The sequence below is a fragment of the Palleronia aestuarii genome, assembly GCF_003253995.1.
Classification (GTDB): Bacteria; Pseudomonadota; Alphaproteobacteria; order Rhodobacterales; family Rhodobacteraceae; genus Palleronia; species Palleronia aestuarii.
Genome location: NZ_QKZL01000003.1, coordinates 37,753 through 55,768 on the forward strand (window position 1 = coordinate 37,753; position 18,016 = coordinate 55,768).

The following is an 18,016-nucleotide window of genomic DNA, read 5'->3' on the forward strand; positions in this document are numbered from 1 at the left end:
CTTATCCTTCGATTCCCAGCGCGGCATTCACCAGCGCCGCTTGTTGGGCTTTGTGTTGCGAGGCGAGGCCGGTGGCGGGCGACGCGGCGGTGGCGCGGCCCGCATAGACCGGGCGGTTATGCTCCGCCTTGATGCGGGTCAGCACCCATTCAAGGTTCGGCTCGACATAGGACCAGCCGCCCTGATTCTTCGGTTCCTCCTGACACCAGACCATCTCCGCCTGCTTGAAGCGCTCGAGCTCCTTGACGAGGGAATGGGCGGGGAACGGGTGGAACTGCTCCAGACGCAGGAGATAGACGTCGTCGAGCCCCTCGGCGTCGCGCTTCTCGAGCAGGTCGTAATAGACCTTGCCCGAGCAGACCACGACGCGGCGGATCTTGTCGTCGGACTTCAGCGTCGTCTCCGAGAGGCCGCCATCCGCATCGTCCCAGAGCACGCGGTGGAAGCTCGACCCGTTGGTGAAATGCTCCGCCTTGGAGACGGCGAGCTTGTGGCGCAGGAGCGATTTCGGCGTCATCAGGATCAGCGGCTTGCGGTAGGAGCGGTGGAGCTGCCGGCGCAGGATGTGGAAGTAGTTCGCGGGCGTCGTGCAGTTCGCCACGATCATGTTGTCCTGACCGCATTGCTGCAGGAACCGTTCCAGGCGCGCCGAGGAATGCTCCGGCCCCTGTCCCTCGTAGCCGTGGGGCAGCAGGCAGACGAGGCCCGACATCCTCAGCCATTTCGATTCGCCCGACGAGATGAACTGGTCGAACATGATCTGCGCGCCGTTGGCGAAGTCGCCGAACTGCGCCTCCCAGAGCGTGAGGGCGTTGGGCTCCGCGAGCGAATAGCCGTACTCGAAGCCGAGCACTGCGTATTCGGAGAGCATCGAGTCGATCCCCTCGTAATGCGCCTGTCCGTCGCGGATGTGGTTGAGCGGATAGTAGCGTGTCTCCGTCTCCTGATCGACGAGGGCGGAATGGCGCTGCGAGAAGGTGCCGCGCAACGAATCCTGGCCCGAGAGACGGACCGGGTAGCCTTCGGTCAGAAGCGAGCCGAACGCGAGGGCCTCCGCCGTGGCCCAGTCGAAGCCCTCGCCGGTCTCGAACATCTTGGCCTTGGCTTCCATCAGGCGCTCGACCGTCCGGTGGGTGTTGAAGCCCTCGGGGACCTTGCTGAGCGCGCGGCCGATCTCCGCGAACGTCTCGGGCTCGATCGCGGTCTTGCCGCGCTGGTACTTGTCGCCCTGGCGGTGCAGGTGCGACCAGCGCCCGTCGAGCCAGTCGGCCTTGTTGGGCTTGTATTCCTTGCCCGCCTCGAACTCCTCCGACAGATGCGACTGGAACGCCTGCTTCGCCTCCTCGATCTCGCCCTCGGGGATCAGGCCCTCGCGGATCAGCCGCTCGGAATAGAGCGTGAGCGTGGTCTTCTGCTTCTTGATGGCCTTGTACATCTGCGGGTTCGTGAACATGGGCTCGTCGCCCTCGTTATGGCCGAACCGCCGGTAGCAGATGAGGTCGATCACCACGTCCTTCTTGAAGCGCTGACGGAATTCCGTCGCGACCTTGGCGGCGTGGACCACCGCCTCCGGATCGTCGCCGTTCACGTGGAAGATCGGCGCCTCCACCATCAGCGCGATGTCGGTGGGATAGGGCGAGGACCGCGAGAAGGCGGGCGAAGTCGTGAAGCCGATCTGGTTGTTGACGACGATGTGGATCGTGCCGCCGGTCTGGTGGCCGCGGATGCCCGAGAGCTGGAAGCATTCGGCGACCACGCCCTGGCCCGCGAAGGCCGCGTCGCCGTGAAGGAGCACGGGCAGCACCTTGGTCCGGTCCTCGCGCCCGAGCTGGTCCTGCTTGGCGCGCGCCTTGCCGAGCACGACGGGGTTCACCGCCTCGAGATGCGAGGGGTTGGCGGTGAGCGACAGGTGGACGCTGTTGCCGTCGAACTCGCGGTCGTCGGACGCGCCGAGATGGTATTTCACATCGCCCGACCCGTCGACGTCCTCGGGCTTGAAGGAGCCGCCCTGAAATTCGTTGAAGATCGCGCGATAGGGCTTCTGCATCACGTTCGCGAGCACCGAGAGGCGACCGCGATGGGGCATCCCGATCACGATGTCCTCGACCCCGAGCGCGCCGCCGCGCTTGATGATCTGCTCCATCGCCGGAATGAGGCTCTCGCCGCCGTCGAGGCCGAAGCGCTTGGTGCCCATGTACTTGACGTGGAGGAACTTCTCGAAGCCCTCCGCTTCCACGAGCTTGTTGAGGATGGCGCGGCGGCCTTCCTTGGTGAAGCTGATCTCCTTGCCCAGCCCCTCGATCCGCTCCTTGAGCCAGCTCGCCTCCTCGGGATTGGAGATGTGCATGTACTGGAGCGCGAAGGTGCCGCAATAGGTGCGGCGCACGATGGCGAGGATCTTCTCCATCGTCGCGACCTCGAGGCCGAGGACGTTGTCGATGAAGATCGGCCGTTTCATGTCGGCCTCGGAGAAGCCGTAGGATTTCGGGTCGAGCTCGGGATGCGGCTTCGTGTTGCGCATGTCGAGCGGATCGAGATCGGCGATCAGGTGGCCGCGGATCCGGTAGGCGCGGATCAGCATGAGTGCGCGCAGGCTGTCGATGACCGCGCGGCGGACCTGCGCCTCGCTCACCGTGGCGCCCTTGCTCTCGGCCTTGTCGGCGATCTTCTTCGCAAGCGCCTTGCCGTCGGGCGCGGCGTCGGCGGGCCACTGGCCGTCGAGCGCGGCGGTCAGCTCGTCTCCCGGCACGGGCGGCCAGTCGGTCCGCGCCCAGGAGGGGCCCTCCGCCTCCGCGCGTGCATCGCCCTGGTCGCCGAGCTCGCGGAAGAAGGCCTGCCAGGTCTCGTCCACGGCCTCCGGATCCTCGGCGAACTTCGCGTAGAGATGCTCGAGATATTCCGCGTTGTGGCCCTGCATGAAGCTCTCGGCGCGGAACTGCTCGTTCGGGGATTGATCGGTCATGAGGACACCTCGTGCGGATTGGGGCCGTATGCGTTCGTACCGTCCTGGCTCGCTCGTGTCAGCCACCACAGGACGATGAGTGGCGACAGCAGAAAGACGAAGAAGGCGGCCGCGAGGATCACGAAGCTGCCGCTTTCGAGGACCGTTCTGAAATCCCCGGCGAAGAGCGGGCTGAACCCCGCCATCGCACCCATGAAGGTGGCGATACCTATGACCACGATCAATGGATAGAAGAGATAGAGGCCAGATCTTCCCGTATCGTGCATGCGCCGCCATCCCGCGGAGAGAATTGGCAGCAGCATGGCGAGGGAGAAGATCGCCGCCAGCGGGCCGGTCGAGCGGTAATCGACCCGGCCGGGCGCGGTCTCCACGACCGTGGTCCCGAAGAACGCGCGATCGAGGAAGCCCGCGGCGATATCGCCGAGAAAGACGAAGAGGATGAAATACCAGTAGTCGGACCGCGATGTCCGTCCCGAGAAGGTCGCGGCGTTGCGCAGACCGCGTCGGATGGCCGTCAGCATGACACTATCTACGACCTGTGCGGGAGAGAACGGGCAAGGGCATCTGGCGGTCCGGACTTGGCGCGCGTCGTGGCGCTGGCCCGCTTTTAGACATGCACCGCGGCGAGTTCAATTTGAAGGTCGGCCGATTGGCCCAAAAACAGGCCTATCAAGCGTGTCGGTCCGATCACGCTTTCAGGATTTTCCGCTGCAGTTCAACATACCAGTCCCGAAGCGTCGGCTCGGGCTCGCGGAAGACCCGGCGACCGTGGCGGAGTGCGGTCACGACGCCCTTGAGCTGCGGATAATCCCAGCGCCGGCTCGCCGTGTCCTTCAGCGCGTCCGCGAGCAGGCGGCGAAGCGCGAAGACGTACCAGGCCCGCTCGTGCCGCGCGGGATCGGTGGAATGGCGGCGCGTGACGTAGGCCACGTTGAGAAGCCCGAGCGCGGTGGCCTTGCGCCGCTTGATGCGACCCGCCGCCGCCTCGAAATGGTGGAGCCGGGCACGGCGCGCCGTGACGATCCGCCCGTGCCGCCCGTAGCGGTAGCACGCATCCAGATCCTCGCCCGGGCAATAGGCGAGCAGCGCCTCCTCGTAGGGCTCGGCGAGCGCCGTCGTGCGGCGGACGGTGAGCCTGTAGCCCGACAGGAGCGTGGCGGGCTCGGTATCCGCGGGGATGTCGCCCTTCGGCTCGGACTCGATCGGCCGGTCGTCGTAGGCCACGAGATTGCGTGCGGCGGACATGAGGAACACTTCGCGCATGATCCATCGTGCCGGACCCGAGCTCCGGAGCCGAGCGGCAGGACCGGGGCGCGCCGGTGCCGTCGCGCCGCCCTTCTCCTTGCGGGCCGTGGCGAGCGCCGCGCCCTCCGGCAGGGATTGCTGTCCGACGGCCCCGACGGCGACGATGTCCGCCCCGGCCGGATCCTCGTAGACGGCCATGATCGCGTCGGCGCAGTCGGGGTACATCAGGCTGTCGTCGTCGAGCACGAAGAGCACGTCGGCCGATGCCGCGCGGATCGCGACGTTGCGCTGCACGGCGGAGGAGGGATGCTCGGACGACAGGTAGATCAGGCGCGGCCCGCCCTCGGGCACGAGCGCCGCGATCCTGTCGCGATGCGCCTCCCACGTCTCGGAGGTGTCGCAGATCACGATCTCGAGCGGCGGCCGGGTCTGGGCGATGGCGAGCCGCACGCTCTCCTCGAGCACGTCGATGCGGTTCAGCGTGGCGGTGCAGAGCGCCCAGCTCAGCGGGGCGGCGGTCATGGCGCGTCGCTCCGCGCGCAGACGAGGGCTCGCAGCTCCGCCTCGATCCGGTCGGTGATGGCCGCGGCCGAGAGCGTCTCCTGCTGCAGCCTGCGCGCCTCCGCGCCACCCCGATCGGCGAGTGCGTCATCGGCGAGATACGCGCAGCAGGCCGCGACGAACGCCTCGGGATCGTCGGCGATGCGCAACGCCGGTCCGGGCGGAAGCTCGTAGCCGCGCGAGGATGCCGTCGTGGAGACGACCGCGCGCCCAAAGGCCATCGCCTCCCCAAGCTTCACCTTCGATCCGCTCGCCTCGAAGCCGGGGCAGAGTGCGATGCGGCTCGCCCCGTACTCCGCGCCGAGATCGTCGACCGCGCCGACGAAATCGACATTGGCGAGCTCCTTCGTCTCGGCCCGCATGTTCTCCTCCCACGGACCGTAACCCGCGATGCGCAGCCGCGCGTCGGGATGCTTCTCGAGGATCCCCCGCCAGCAATGGCGCAGGAACCACGACAGCCCGGTCCGGTTCGGCGCATGCGCGAAGGTGCCGAGGAAAAGCAGCGCGCGGGACGAAGAGGGTTTGGCCTCGGGCAGCTCCGCGGGCGCGTGGCCGGGGGCATTGGGGATGACGACCGACCGCGTCGGCGCCGCGAAGGACCAGAGGTCCGCGCCGGCCGCGAAGCAGACGAGATCGGCGCGGGCGAGGCGGCGCTTCAGCGCGGCGGCGAAGAGGCGGATGTAGGGTTGCGCCGCCGCCGCCGCGGCCCGGCCGAACCCGGCGGTGAGCCGCGAGGTCATGCGCTGGTCGTCGCGGTCGTCCACGTCGATGCAGATGAGCGGTCCGGTTACGCGCGGCCGCCGCCAGAGCCCGGTGCGCCAGTAGGTCTTGGCGTAGCGGATGACGACGAGTGTGTCGGGCGCGTCGCCCGCGAGGCGGCGGACGAGGTCTGACAGGCGCGCCTCTTCCGCATATTCGGCGTTGCCGAGCACGCGGCGGATGCGGATGAGCTGCCGCTCGATGCCGCGCTTGAGATAGAAGCGGTCGGGTTCGAGCACGTGGCGCTCCGCCGCGCCCTCGAAATCGCGGATCGGATTGGCGGACTCGCTGTCGACGAGTACGATCTCCGTGGGACCAAGCCGGCGCGCGGCGTCGTAGAACATCTTGCTGCGCTGCCAGCCGCCGACACCCGGGGGCGAGACGCCGATCCGGTGGGTGACGAAGAGCACCTTTCTCAGAGCGGGAGGATCGGTTCGGTGCACTCAGCCCCCCGTCAGCATCTTCTGCTGCAGGTTCGTGTACCAGCCGGGCAGCGCGTCGGGGGGCTGGCGGAAGATGGAGACCGACCGGGCCATCGCGGCGGCCGCGCCGCGGGCCTGCGGTATGGCGTAGCGTCCCGCCCCGAGATCCTTGATGAGTTCGGCGACCACCTTCCTGAGCGTCAGGAGGTAGAAGGCCGGCACGTGGCGCCCCCGCGCATCGGAGTTCCGCGCCAGCAGATAGGCGGAGTTCAGGACCGACAGGCGCGTCACCTGCCGCCGCTTCAGACGGCTCGCCGCGACCTCGTAATGGTGGATCCGTGCCGCCCGATCGATCACGACCGCGCCGTGGCGACCCCAGCGGTAGCTGGCATCCAGATCCTCGGCCGGGCAATAGGCGAGGAGCGCGCCGTCGAAGGGTTCCGCCTCCCAGACCGCGCGGCGCACCGTCATCCCGAAGCCCGGCAGCCTCCCGACGGCACGCAGGCCGAAGGCGGCGACGGCGCGCGGCACGCCCAGCGGGGCGCGCGCGCGATGCGCGTCGTAGGGGACGAGGACCCGGTCCATCGACATCATCAGGACCTCGGTCTTGACGAAACGCAGCAGACGCGACTTCTGCGTCGCCCCGGAAATGGTATCACGGTTACGTGTCAGGACCGACTCGCGCCGGGCCATTTCCTCCTTCGCCCGTTCCGTCCCGGCCGGCTCCGGCGACTGCGGCGTCCCGGCGCCGGGTGCGGGCGGCATGGGGTGGGAGATCGCGCCGAGAGCGGCGAGCGCCCGGTCCGGATCGGCGGCGTAGACGGAGAGAACCCGCTCCGCGCAATCGGGATACATGAGCGTGTCGTCGTCGAAGAAGAAGAGGATCTCTCCCGTCGCGTGGGACGCGCCCTGGTTGCGCTGGGCGGTCAGGGACTTCTTCTCCGCCTTCTCGTAGACGAGCCGGACGCCCTGTGCATCCGTCAGGGCGCGGACCGCATCGCGGCTCGCCTCCCAGTCGGCGCTCGCGTCGATGACCACGATCTCCTCCGGCGGGACCGTCTGCGTCAGGGCGTGACGGATCGCCAGGTGCAGGATGTCCGCACGATTGATGGTCGCGATGCAGAGGGTCCAGGTCGGCCGGGCGCCGACCCGTGTCGTCGGATCGTCCATGCGGTCAGCCGCATTCGGACGACCGGGCCGAAATGCGCGGGGCGCGTTTCATCCGATCGCCTTGAGGACGGCCTCGCCGAGCGAGGCGGGGCTGTCGGCCACGGTGATGCCGGCTTCCTGCATCGCGGCGATCTTGCTTTCCGCGTCGCCCTTGCCGCCCGCGACGATGGCGCCGGCATGGCCCATGCGGCGGCCCGGAGGGGCGGTGCGGCCGGCGATGAAGCCCGCGGTGGGCTTCCAGCGGCCAGCCTTGCGCTCGTCGGCGAGGAACTGTGCCGCGTCCTCCTCTGCCTGGCCGCCGATCTCGCCGATCATGATGATGGCCTCGGTCTCGTCGTCGGCGAGGAACCATTCGAGCACGTCGATATGCTCCGTCCCCTTGATCGGGTCGCCGCCGATGCCGACGCAGGTCGACTGGCCGAGGCCCACATCCGTGGTCTGCTTGACCGCCTCGTAGGTGAGCGTGCCCGAGCGGGAGACGACGCCGACCTTGCCGCGCTTGTGGATGTGGCCGGGCATGATGCCGATCTTGCAGGCGTCGGGTGTGATGACGCCGGGGCAGTTCGGACCGATCAACGTGGTCTTCGACCCTTCGAGCGCGCGCTTCACGCGCATCATGTCGAGGACCGGAATGCCTTCGGTGATGCAGCAGACGAGCGGGATCTCGGCGTCGATCGCCTCGAGGATCGAATCGGCCGCGAAGGGGGGCGGAACGTAGATGACGGAGGCGTTGGCCCCGGTCTCGTGCACCGCCTCGTGGCAGCTGTCGTAGACGGGCAGGTCGAGATGGGTCTGGCCGCCCTTCCCGGGCGTGACGCCGCCCACCATCCTGGTGCCGTAGGCGATCGCCTGTTCGGTGTGGAACGTGCCCTGCGATCCGGTCAGACCCTGACAGATCACCTTGGTGTTTTCATCGACGAGAATGGCCATCGGGGCTCCTTCGAATGTCTAGGTCGCGGGGCGGGTGCCCGCGTGTCAGTAAAGCGCGGCGTCGTCGTCGACGGCCATGTCGAGCAGGCGGACGAGCAGCAGGCCCAGCCCCGCCACGATCAGCGTCCGGCCGAGCGAGGCGGTGAGGTTCGAGGGCAGGATCTGGGCGATCCCGTCGCGGGCCTTGCGCGCCGCGCGGTGCATCCCGCGGTCGCGGATCGAGATCTCCGGGCGTTCGGGCAGGGTCAGCGCGGAAGGCTGCCATTGCCGCAGGAGAAGGCCCGCGCCCAGAAGGACGGCGCCCGTGAAGAGCGGAGACGTCCGGGGGGAGGGCTCAAACATCTCGCGACCGCCCCCGGCAATCGGACGATGTCGGCGCGACGCTCACCCCTTCACCGCCTTCACGATCTTCTCGGCCGCATCGGAGAGGTCGTCGGCGGCGATCACGTCGAGGCCGGAACTCTCGATGATCTCCTTGCCCTTCTCCACGTTCGTGCCCTCGAGGCGGACGACGAGCGGGACCTTCAGGCCCACTTCCTTCACCGCGGCGATGACGCCCTCGGCGATCACGTCGCAGCGCATGATGCCGCCGAAGATGTTGACGAGGATGCCCTTCACGTTCTCGTCGGAGGTGATGATCTTGAACGCCTCCGTCACCTTCTCCTTGGTCGCGCCGCCGCCCACGTCGAGGAAGTTCGCGGGCTCCGCGCCCTTGAGCTTGATGATGTCCATCGTGGCCATGGCGAGGCCCGCGCCGTTGACCATGCAGCCGATCTCGCCGTCGAGCGCGATGTAGTTGAGGTCGTACTTCGACGCCTGCAGCTCCTTCGAATCCTCTTCGGTCTCGTCGCGGAGCTGCGCGATGTCGTTGTGGCGGTAGAGCGCGTTGCCGTCGAAGCCGAACTTGGCGTCGAGCACCTTCAGATCGCCGCCATCGGTGACGATGAGCGGGTTGATCTCCAGCATCTCCATGTCCTTGTCGACGAAGAGACGGTAGAGCGTGGCCATCAAACCCACGCATTGCTTGACCTGTCCGCCCTTGAGCCCGAGGGCGAAGGCGACGCGGCGGCCGTGATAGGGCTGATAGCCGGTGGCGGGATCGACGGAGAACGACAGGATCCGCTCGGGCGTGGAGGAGGCGACCTCCTCGATGTCCATGCCGCCCTCGGTCGAGCAGACGAAGCTGATCCGGCTCGTCTGCCGGTCGACGAGCAGAGCGAGGTAGAGTTCGCGCTCGATCCCCGAGCCGTCCTCGATGTAGATGCGGTTGACCTGCTTGCCCGCGGGGCCCGTCTGGTGCGTGACGAGCGTGCGGCCAAGCATCTTCTTGGCCTCCGCCGCCGCCTCTTCCACCGACTTGGCGAGGCGGACGCCGCCCTTCTCGCCGCTATCGGCTTCCTTGAAGCTGCCCTTGCCGCGGCCGCCCGCATGGATCTGCGCCTTGACCACCCAGAGCGGGCCGTCGAGCTCTCCGGCGGCGGACTTGGCTTCCTCGGCCCGGGTGACGACGCGGCCGTCGGAGACCGGGGCGCCGTAATCGCGGAGCAGGGCCTTGGCCTGATATTCGTGGATGTTCATCGGCACAGTCCCTCGTCTGGGTTCGTTCGGCACGTGGATGCCGCATATCGCCGCGGAGTTAAAGCCGTTTGCTGCGTCATCCGGCCTGTTAGCGCCATGCATCCGCGAGACGACAGGATCGAGGCGCGGCGCCGCGCCGGATTGTCGCGCGGGCCGCAAATTCCTAACGTGGCGGGTACGGCCCGCGGAAAGACGCGGATCCGGGGGGTGCGGAAAGGAACGACGATGAACGATGCGATGAGACGATTGGCCCGGCTCGCGGTCCAAGAAGGGCTGAGCCGACGGGATTTCCTCGCCCGCGCGGCCGCGATGGGCGTCGCGTCCGCGACGGCCGGCACGATCTTCTCCGGGCAGGCCACGGCGCAGACGCCTCAGCCGGGCGGGCACCTGAAGCTCGGGCTCGAGGGCGGCTCGGCGACCGACGTGCTCGATCCCGCGAAATATCTCTCGCAGGTCTGCTTCTGCGTCGGCCGCACCTGGGGCGACACGCTCATCGAGACGCACCCGGAGACGGGCGAGGCGCTGCCCGCGCTCGCCGCGTCGTGGGAGGCGTCGGACGACGCGCGCACCTGGACTTTCACGATCCGCGAGGGCGTGGAGTTTCACGACGGCCGCACGCTCAGCGTCGAGGATTGCGTGGCGACGCTGCGCCGCCATTCCGATGAGCAGTCGGAATCGGGCGCGCTCGGCGTGATGCAGACGATTTCCGACATCCAGGCCGATGGCGGCAATCTCGTGGTCTCTCTCGAAGAGGGCAATGCCGACCTGCCGCTTCTTCTGTCGGATTACCACCTCATCATCCAGCCGGGCGGCGGGGTCGAGGATCCGAACGCCGCGATCGGGACCGGGCCCTACCGCCTGACGGAATGGGAGGCCGGCGTGCGCGCGGGCTTCGAAAAGAACGAGAACGACTGGCGCGACGACCGCGGCCACGTCGCGTCGGTCGAGATCATCGTCATCAACGACGCGACGGCCCGCGTCGCCGCGCTCTCCTCGGGACAGGTCCACTTCATTAACCGCGTCGATCCGAAGACCGTCGACCTGCTCGCGCGGGGGCCGAACATCGAGATCCTCTCGAGTTCCGGGCGGGGCCACTACGTCTTCATCATGCATTGCAACACGGCGCCCTTCGACAATCCCGACCTGCGCCTCGCGCTCAAATACGCGATGGACCGGGAGACGATGGTGAACACGATCCTGCGCGGCTACGGGCAGGTGGGCAACGACTTCCCGATCAACGAGACCTATGCGCTCTTTCCCGAGGGGATCGAGCAGCGCGGCTACGATCCCGACCAGGCGAAATTCCATTTCCGCAAGTCGGGACATGACGGTTCAATTCTGCTCCGCACCTCCGACGTGGCGTTTCCGGGCGCGGTCGACGCGGCGCAACTCTACCAGGCGAGCGCCGCGGCCGCGGGGATCCAGATCGAGGTCCGCCGCGAGCCCGGCGACGGGTACTGGTCGAACGTCTGGAACACGCAGCCCTTCTGCACATCCTACTGGGGCGGTCGCCCGACGCAGGACCAGATGTACACGACCGCCTATTATTCGAAGGCCGACTGGAACGACACGCGGTTCTTCCGCGACGATTTCGACCGGCTGCTCCTCGCCGCACGAGCCGAGCTCGACGAGCAGCGCCGGCGCGAGATGTACCGGGATATGGCGATGATGGTGCGCGACGACGGCGGGCTCATCCTGCCGATGTTCAACGATTTCGTGAACGCCTCGACGAAGGAGGTGCGGGGCTTCGTCCCGGATATCGGCAACGACATGTCGAACGGCTATGTCGCCACGCGGGTCTGGCTCGCAAGCTGATGGCCGAGCCGCGCAAGGGGCGGGCATCCGGCATCGGCGGGATCGTGACGGCCCGCATCTCGGGCGGCCCGGTCCGGTCGCTTCGCGCCCGGTATCCGCTCCTCGTCCTCCTGGGCCAGCGGATCGCGCTGAGTGCCGGGCTGCTGCTCGCCGTCTCGCTGATGATCTTCCTGGGGGTCGAGGCGTTGCCGGGCGATTTCGCGCAGACCTATCTCGGCCAGTCGGCGACGCCTCAGGCGGTGGCCAATATCCGCGCCGAGCTCGGCCTCGACCAGCCGGCCGTTTCCCGCTACCTCGACTGGCTCGGCGGCGTGCTCCGGGGTGATTTCGGCCAGTCCTGGGCAAGCCGCCTGTCGGTGTCGGACCAGATCGCCGGGCGCCTTGGCAATACGCTTTTCCTGGCCTTCTGCGCCGCCATCGTCGCGGTGCCGCTCGCCGTGGGCCTCGGCATGCTCTCCGTGCTCTACCGCGACCGCTTCGCCGACCGCTTCATCAATGTACTGTCGCTCGGGGCGATCTCGCTGCCCGAATTCTTCGTGGGCTACCTGCTGATCCTCGTCTTCGGCATCCAGCTCGGCTGGGTCTCCTTCCCGTCGACCGTCTATGCGGGGATGCCCTTCGGGGCGCGGTTGCAGGCGGTGGCGCTCCCGGTGGCCACGCTCGTCCTCGTCGTCCTCGCGCACATGATGCGGATGACGCGGGCCGCGATCCTCAACGTCATGTCGCAGGCCTATATCGAGACGGCCGAGCTGAAGGGGCTCTCTGCGATGCGGATCATCGCCCATCACGCCGCCCCGAACGCGCTCGCGCCCATCATCAACGTCGTGGCGCTGAACCTCGCCTATCTCGTGGTGGGCGTCGTCGTGGTCGAGGTCGTCTTCGTCTATCCCGGCATGGGGCAATACATGGTCGACGCCGTGAGCGTGCGCGACATGCCGGTCGTGCAGGCCTGCGGGCTGATCTTCGCCTCCGTCTACATCGTGCTCAACATGGTGGCCGACATCCTCGGCATCCTCGCCAATCCGCGGCTGAGGCATCCGCGATGACGGCGCGCGGAATTCCCGTCGGCGCCTGGATCGGCCTCGCGGGCGTGGGGCTCGCGCTCGTCTGCGCGGCTTTCGCCCCGTGGCTCGCCCCCTACGGCGAGAGCGAGATCGTCGGCGACATCTGGCAGCCCGTGGGGGGCGACTTCGTCCTCGGCACCGACAATATCGGCCGCGACCTGCTCTCGCGGATGATCTACGGGGCGCGGACCACCATCTTCGTCGCGATGGCGGCGACGCTCCTGTCGTTCTCGCTCGGCACTCTGCTGTCCTTCACCGCCGCCGTGCTGCGCGGATGGCCGGACCAGGCGCTGTCGCGGCTCAACGACCTGATGATGTCGATCCCCACGCTGATCTTCGCGCTCGTCGTGCTCGCCGTCCTGCCGCAGGAGATGTGGATCCTGATCCTCGTCATGGCGGTCCTCGATTCGACGCGGGTCTTCCGTCTCGGGCGCGCCGTCGCCGTCGATATCGCGGTAATGGATTTCGTCGAGGCGGCGCGGCTGCGCGGGGAGGGGACGGTCTGGATCATCTTCCGCGAGATCCTGCCCAACGCGCTCACGCCGCTCCTCGCGGAATTCGGATTGCGCTTCGCCTTCTCGATCCTTTTCCTCTCCACGCTGTCCTTCCTGGGGCTCGGCATTCAGCCGCCCGCCGCCGATTGGGGCGGGATGGTGCGCGACAATAAGGACGGCATCATCTTCGGCATTCCCGCGGCGCTCATCCCCGGGGCGGCGATCGCGGTCCTCACGGTGTCGATCAACCTCGTCGTGGACTGGCTCTCGAACCGCACGGCGAGCCTCAAGGGCGGGCGCAGCTGATGGCGGAGCTTCTCGAGATCCGGAACCTCAGGATCGAGGCGACGATCTGGCCGCCGGGCGAGGCAGCGCGCGACGTGCCGATCGTCGATGACATCTCCTTCACCCTCGCGCGGGGAAAGGTGATCGGGCTCATCGGCGAATCGGGCGCGGGCAAGTCCACGATCGGGCTCGCCGCGCTGGGCTACGGGCGCGGCGGCGTGCGGATCACGGGCGGCGAAGTCCGGCTCGACGGGCAGGACATCCTGTCGCTCGGCCGCGGTGGGCTTCGCTCGGTGCGGGGCGCGCGGGTGGCCTATGTCGCGCAATCGGCCGCCGCCGCCTTCAATCCCGCCCACCGGATCGGCGATCAGGTGATCGAGGCCGCGATCCGGCACGGGATTCTCGACCGGGCCGCGGCGAGACGCCGCGCCGCGCATCTCTTCGAGGTTCTGGGTCTGCCCGATCCTGAGCGGTTCGGCGCGCGCTATCCGCACCAGGTCTCCGGCGGCCAGTTGCAGCGGGCGATGACCGCGATGGCGCTGCTGCCCGGCCCGGAGCTCGTGGTCTTCGACGAACCCACGACCGCGCTCGACGTCACGACGCAGATCGACGTGCTCGCCGCGATCAAGGCCGCGATCGCGGAGACCGGAACGGCGGCGATCTACGTCACCCACGACCTTGCCGTCGTGGCGCAGGTGGCCGACGACATCATGGTTCTGCGGCAGGGACGGATGGTCGAGCATGGCCCGGCGGAGAAGATCATCACGGACCCCGAGGCCGCGTATACGCGCCGGCTCGTGACCGTCCGTACGGCCGAAGGTGCGGAGGCCGAGGATCAGTCGGACCGGCTTCTCGATATCGACGGCGTGACGGCACGCTACGGGGAACTGACGGTTCTCTCCGACGTGACCATGCACCTGCCGCGCGGGCAGACGCTCGCGGTCGTGGGTGAATCCGGGTCGGGCAAGTCGACGCTCGCGCGGGTCGTCACCGGCCTCCTGCCGCCTGCCGGAGGTCGCGTCTTCTATCGTGGCCGGCCGCTGCCTCCCGCGCTGCGTCACCGCACGCGGGACGATCTGCGCGCGATCCAGATGATTTCCCAGATGGCCGACACCGCGATGAACCCGCGCCATACGGTGGCCCAGATCATCGGCCGGCCGCTCCGCTTCTATTTCGGCCTGCGCAGTCGAAGACGCCGGGACCGGGTGGCGGAACTCCTGCACCAGATCGAGCTCGACCCAAGCCTCGCGCATCGCTACCCGGCGGAACTTTCGGGCGGTCAGAAGCAGCGCGTGGCGATCGCCCGCGCCCTCGCCGCGGAGCCCGAGATCATCCTTTGCGACGAGCCGACCTCGGCGCTCGACCCGCTCGTCGCCGATGGGATCCTCAAGCTCCTCCTGCGCCTGCAGGCCGAGACGGGGACCTCCTATCTCTTCATCACGCACGACATCGCCATCGTCCGCGCCATCGCCGATTCCGTGGCGGTCCTACATCGGGGCCGGGTCGTGCGGTTCGGACCGAAACGCGAGGTGCTCGCACCGCCCTTCGACGACTATACCGACCTGCTGCTGGAATCGGTTCCGGAACTGCGGACGGGCTGGCTCGAGAGCGTGCTCCGCACCCGCCGTATGGGGAGCGCCGGACATTGATGACGGTGCAGCACAAGGTGCGACGGATGACACGAGGCGGAAGGTTGCGGACAACGCCGTGAGTGCGGTTCGCGGCGGGGTCCGTTCCGAGAAATGACGCAAAGTCAAAGGGGCGCCGCGGCATCTTGGCGAGTTTTCGCCAAATCATCGCAATTTCGGCGAGAAACGGCTTGGCAGGCGCGCCGCTACGCATCGGCCATTGTCTCGAAACTGCATGTGCCGCACATCTGCGGCACGAAGATCCGTCGGGATGTCCCCAGGGGCGCTGCCAGCCCTGAAAGGCTTTCAACAAATTTTAACGGCATTCGTGCGAATTTGTTGCATCGAAGCCGGGGTTGTGCCGGAGAGCTGCCGCTCCCGCATGGAAAGCCCGGTGATCTCGACCCAAAGATGTCCGCCTGGGACGGAGAGGAATATCAATGTCTGCCTTGAATCCGACTCGCGCCGAGCTCTTGAAGATGTTCGCCCTGGATACGCCGATTGTCCGAGGAACGGGGGTTCGCCTTTTCGACGAATCCGGCCGGGAATATCTCGACTTTCTCGCGCAATACGGTGCTTTGCCCTTCGGGCACAACCCGGCTCGTGTCTGGGAAGGGCTGAACCGTGCCCAGGAGGAAGCGCTTCCATCCCTCGTCCAACCGCTGCGCGCGATCGAGGCCGAGCGCCTCGCGGAACGTCTCGCGGACATCACTCCCGGCGATCTCGCCATTACGACCTTCGCCAATAGCGGGGCCGAGACCGTCGAGGCGGCGATCAAGCTCGCACGGGTTCGCACAGGAAAGCACGGAATTCTGTCGACGAAGAACGGCTTCCACGGCAAGACGCTCGGCGCGCTTTCCGCGACCGGCAAGCCGCTCTACCAGCAGGGCTTCTCCGCGCCGGCCCCGGGTTTCGACTACGTGCCCTTCGGCGATCTCGAGGCGCTCGAGGCACAGATCGACGCGGCCGCCGACCAGATCGCCGCGTTCATCGTCGAGCCGATCCAGGGCGAGGGCGGTGTCGTCTGCCCGCCCGAGGGCTATATCGACGGCGCCATCGCGATCTGCCGGGCGCGGGATGTGCTCGTGATCGTGGACGAGATCCAGACCGGGCTCGGCCGCACGGGCAAGCTCTTCGCCTGTTCGGACGGTCGCGAGACGCCCGACATGCTGCTTCTCGCCAAGGCGCTGGGCGGCGGAATGATGCCGATCGGCGCCTGCATCTGCCGCCCCTCCGCCTGGGACGACCGGTTCGGCCGCCTGCACAGCTCCACCTTCGCCAACAACAACCTCGCCTGCCGCGCGGCCAATGTCGCGCTCGACCTCTTGCTCGAGGACGACGAGGCGTTGATCCGCGACGTGGCCGAGAACGGCGCCTACCTCAAGGAAGCGCTTCTCGATCTGCAGATGAACTATCCTGAGGTCATTCGGGAGGTCCGCGGCCGCGGCTACATGCTCGGTCTGGACTTTGAGCGCTTCGACGAGCGCCGGGATTCGGCGCTGATGGCCTTCTCGAGCCTCAATGGCGGGATCACCCCCCTCATCAGTTCCTATCTGATGAACGTGGAGGGCGTGGTGACCGCGCCGCTCTTCAACGAGACGCATGTCCTGCGGCTCCAGCCCCCCCTCGTCGCGGGGCGGGCGGAGATCGACCGTGCCGTCGCGGCGCTGCGTGCGGTCTGCGAGATCATCTCGACCCGAAACTACTATGCGCTCGTTCGCCATCTCGTCGCGCGACCCATCGCCTCCGGGGAGGCGCCGCGCGTCGGCGAAGCCATCGGGCGCCCCGAATGCGCGGCCGACGATGGCAAGTTCGCGTTCCTCGTCCACTACACCGAAGAAGAGGATATCTTCCGCTCCGACCCCTCGTTCCGGCAGTTCACCGACGCGGAGCTCACCAACTGGTGCAACTGGGTCAAGCAGTTCGGGCCGGGCTTCGCGCGGCGCGTGCCGAAGATCACCTCGAAAACGGGTGCCGTCGCGGAGGGCTGGATCATGTCCGTGCCGATGCTGCCCCACGACATGCGGGGTCGTGGACGTGGCGTCGCGGCCGGAATGATCACGCATGCGGTCGACATGGCGGCTGCCGACGGTGTCTCCCGACTGGGCCTCGGCGCCTTCACCTCGATCGTCACGCGCGGCGGCGAAATGGTCACGGGACGTGACGTTCCGATCACCAGCGGCAACACGTTGACGACCGTGGCGGCGGTGAAGGGCATAGAGCGGGTCGCGGAGCGGTCCGGGATCGAGCTCGAGACGGCACATGTCGCCGTCGTCGGGGCGTCGGGCGCGATTGGTCGCCTCGCGAGCCTGATGCTCGCGCGCCGGGCAGGCCGTCTCAGCCTCGTCGGCAATGCCGGCAACCCGTTCTCCCCGCGGCTTCTGTCGAACGTGGCCGATGAGGTTTGCGCGAGCCTGCGGGCCCCCTCCAGGAAAATCCGGCGCGGGGCGCTCGCGCTGCAATATGCCTCGGCATCGCGCCGGTTCGGGCTTACCGGCATCTCCGCGGGCAAGGGGTTGGCGGAGCGTTTCGCGACGGCATTCCGCAGCACTGGCCAGGCCTCGCCGATCGAATGGACCACCGATATCGACGCAGCCCTGAGCACGGCCGACATTGTCGTCGTCGCCACGAGTTCGGAAACCGTCCTCGTCGATCCGCGGACCCTGCGCCCCGGCACGCTTGTCTGCGACGTGGCCCGCCCGCCCAATGTCGCACACGAGGATATCTCGGATTGCGGCGTGATGGTCTTCGACGGCGGCCTCGTCCGGCCCCCCTCCACGGTCGATCTGGGCGTCTTCCAGACCCTGCCCACGGATCTCTGCTGGGGCTGCCTCGGCGAGACGATCCTTCTCACCCTCGCCCGCCAGGAAGGCGATTTCAGCATCGGATCGCGCCTTCCGCTGGAGGATGCCGACCTTGTCGCGGAACTTGCCGAGCGGCACGGTTTCGAGCCCGCCGCGCCCCAATGGTACGGGACGGCATGGTCGGATGACGAGCTCGACCGGTTCGCGGCTCACGTCGGCGACATCCCGGCGAACCGGCTGGCCTCGCCCACCGTCCTTCCCTTGGCGCAGCTTCAGTAGGGGCCGATCAACGGCCCTCG

13 protein-coding genes are annotated in these 18,016 nt (G+C 67.8%); 5 read left to right on the plus strand and 8 right to left on the minus strand.

What is annotated here, in order from left to right; all coding sequences use genetic code 11:
- Position 1: 1 nt before the first annotated feature.
- The 8 genes from LX81_RS04240 to sucC form a co-directional block, all read right to left on the minus strand.
- Positions 2–2,962 carry a 2-oxoglutarate dehydrogenase E1 component gene (locus tag LX81_RS04240; protein ID WP_111536060.1) on the minus strand — a complete coding sequence of 987 codons (2,961 nt, stop codon included), beginning with the start codon at positions 2,960–2,962 and terminating at the stop codon, positions 2–4.
- A complete protein-coding gene (locus LX81_RS04245; protein WP_111536061.1) occupies positions 2,959–3,483 on the minus strand; it encodes a DUF805 domain-containing protein in 525 nt (174 codons plus the stop codon). The genes LX81_RS04240 and LX81_RS04245 overlap by 4 nt, the downstream gene beginning before the upstream one ends.
- A 166-nt stretch (positions 3,484–3,649) precedes the next feature.
- On the minus strand, positions 3,650–4,729 hold the full coding sequence (locus LX81_RS04250) for a glycosyltransferase family A protein (protein ID WP_111536062.1): 1,080 nt from the start codon (positions 4,727–4,729) through the stop codon (positions 3,650–3,652).
- A complete protein-coding gene (locus LX81_RS04255; protein ID WP_146259387.1) occupies positions 4,726–5,970 on the minus strand; it encodes a glycosyltransferase family 4 protein in 1,245 nt (414 codons plus the stop codon). Before LX81_RS04255 ends, LX81_RS04250 begins: the two co-directional genes overlap by 4 nt.
- Positions 5,971–7,119, minus strand: a complete 1,149-nt coding sequence (locus LX81_RS04260) for a glycosyltransferase family A protein (RefSeq protein WP_111536064.1) — start codon at positions 7,117–7,119, stop codon at positions 5,971–5,973.
- Between the two features lie 48 nt (positions 7,120–7,167).
- The gene (gene sucD / locus LX81_RS04265; RefSeq protein ID WP_111536065.1) at positions 7,168–8,049 is read right to left on the minus strand and encodes a succinate--CoA ligase subunit alpha; all 882 of its coding nucleotides are present in this window, start codon (positions 8,047–8,049) and stop codon (positions 7,168–7,170) included.
- Positions 8,050–8,094: 45 nt separating this feature from the next.
- The gene (locus LX81_RS04270) at positions 8,095–8,391 is read right to left on the minus strand and encodes a hypothetical protein (RefSeq protein ID WP_111536066.1); all 297 of its coding nucleotides are present in this window, start codon (positions 8,389–8,391) and stop codon (positions 8,095–8,097) included.
- A 42-nt stretch (positions 8,392–8,433) separates the two neighbouring features.
- Entirely contained in the window at positions 8,434–9,627 is a 1,194-nt protein-coding gene (gene sucC / locus LX81_RS04275; RefSeq protein ID WP_111536067.1) for an ADP-forming succinate--CoA ligase subunit beta, read from the minus strand.
- 225 nt (positions 9,628–9,852) lie between these two features.
- Between sucC and LX81_RS04280 the strand changes: the two genes are divergently transcribed.
- From LX81_RS04280 to LX81_RS04300, 5 genes are all read left to right on the plus strand, one after another.
- Entirely contained in the window at positions 9,853–11,442 is a 1,590-nt protein-coding gene (locus LX81_RS04280) for an ABC transporter substrate-binding protein (protein WP_111536068.1), read from the plus strand.
- The gene (locus tag LX81_RS04285; protein WP_111536069.1) at positions 11,442–12,488 is read left to right on the plus strand and encodes an ABC transporter permease; all 1,047 of its coding nucleotides are present in this window, start codon (positions 11,442–11,444) and stop codon (positions 12,486–12,488) included. Before LX81_RS04280 ends, LX81_RS04285 begins: the two co-directional genes overlap by 1 nt.
- Positions 12,485–13,306 (plus strand): ABC transporter permease, encoded by an 822-nt coding sequence (locus tag LX81_RS04290; protein ID WP_111536070.1) that lies wholly within the window; start codon positions 12,485–12,487, stop codon positions 13,304–13,306. Before LX81_RS04285 ends, LX81_RS04290 begins: the two co-directional genes overlap by 4 nt.
- Positions 13,306–14,934, plus strand: a complete 1,629-nt coding sequence (locus LX81_RS04295; RefSeq protein ID WP_111536071.1) for an ABC transporter ATP-binding protein — start codon at positions 13,306–13,308, stop codon at positions 14,932–14,934. Before LX81_RS04290 ends, LX81_RS04295 begins: the two co-directional genes overlap by 1 nt.
- Positions 14,935–15,392: 458 nt before the next feature.
- On the plus strand, positions 15,393–17,996 hold the full coding sequence (locus LX81_RS04300; RefSeq protein WP_170133844.1) for an aminotransferase class III-fold pyridoxal phosphate-dependent enzyme: 2,604 nt from the start codon (positions 15,393–15,395) through the stop codon (positions 17,994–17,996).
- Positions 17,997–18,016: the final 20 nt, after the last annotated feature.

What these genes read in the sequence shown, in the direction of transcription:
- LX81_RS04240 (WP_111536060.1), bottom strand. Translation starts at nt 2,962, where the DNA reads ATGACCGATCAATCCCCGAACGAGCAGTTCCGCGCCGAGAGCTTCATG.
- LX81_RS04245 (WP_111536061.1), bottom strand. Translation starts at nt 3,483, where the DNA reads ATGCTGACGGCCATCCGACGCGGTCTGCGCAACGCCGCGACCTTCTCG.
- LX81_RS04250 (WP_111536062.1), bottom strand. Translation starts at nt 4,729, where the DNA reads ATGACCGCCGCCCCGCTGAGCTGGGCGCTCTGCACCGCCACGCTGAAC.
- LX81_RS04260 (WP_111536064.1), bottom strand. Translation starts at nt 7,119, where the DNA reads ATGGACGATCCGACGACACGGGTCGGCGCCCGGCCGACCTGGACCCTC.
- sucD (WP_111536065.1), bottom strand. Translation starts at nt 8,049, where the DNA reads ATGGCCATTCTCGTCGATGAAAACACCAAGGTGATCTGTCAGGGTCTG.
- LX81_RS04270 (WP_111536066.1), bottom strand. Translation starts at nt 8,391, where the DNA reads ATGTTTGAGCCCTCCCCCCGGACGTCTCCGCTCTTCACGGGCGCCGTC.
- sucC (WP_111536067.1), bottom strand. Translation starts at nt 9,627, where the DNA reads ATGAACATCCACGAATATCAGGCCAAGGCCCTGCTCCGCGATTACGGC.
- LX81_RS04280 (WP_111536068.1), top strand. Translation starts at nt 9,853, where the DNA reads ATGAACGATGCGATGAGACGATTGGCCCGGCTCGCGGTCCAAGAAGGG.
- LX81_RS04285 (WP_111536069.1), top strand. Translation starts at nt 11,442, where the DNA reads ATGGCCGAGCCGCGCAAGGGGCGGGCATCCGGCATCGGCGGGATCGTG.
- LX81_RS04290 (WP_111536070.1), top strand. Translation starts at nt 12,485, where the DNA reads ATGACGGCGCGCGGAATTCCCGTCGGCGCCTGGATCGGCCTCGCGGGC.
- LX81_RS04295 (WP_111536071.1), top strand. Translation starts at nt 13,306, where the DNA reads ATGGCGGAGCTTCTCGAGATCCGGAACCTCAGGATCGAGGCGACGATC.
- LX81_RS04300 (WP_170133844.1), top strand. Translation starts at nt 15,393, where the DNA reads ATGTTCGCCCTGGATACGCCGATTGTCCGAGGAACGGGGGTTCGCCTT.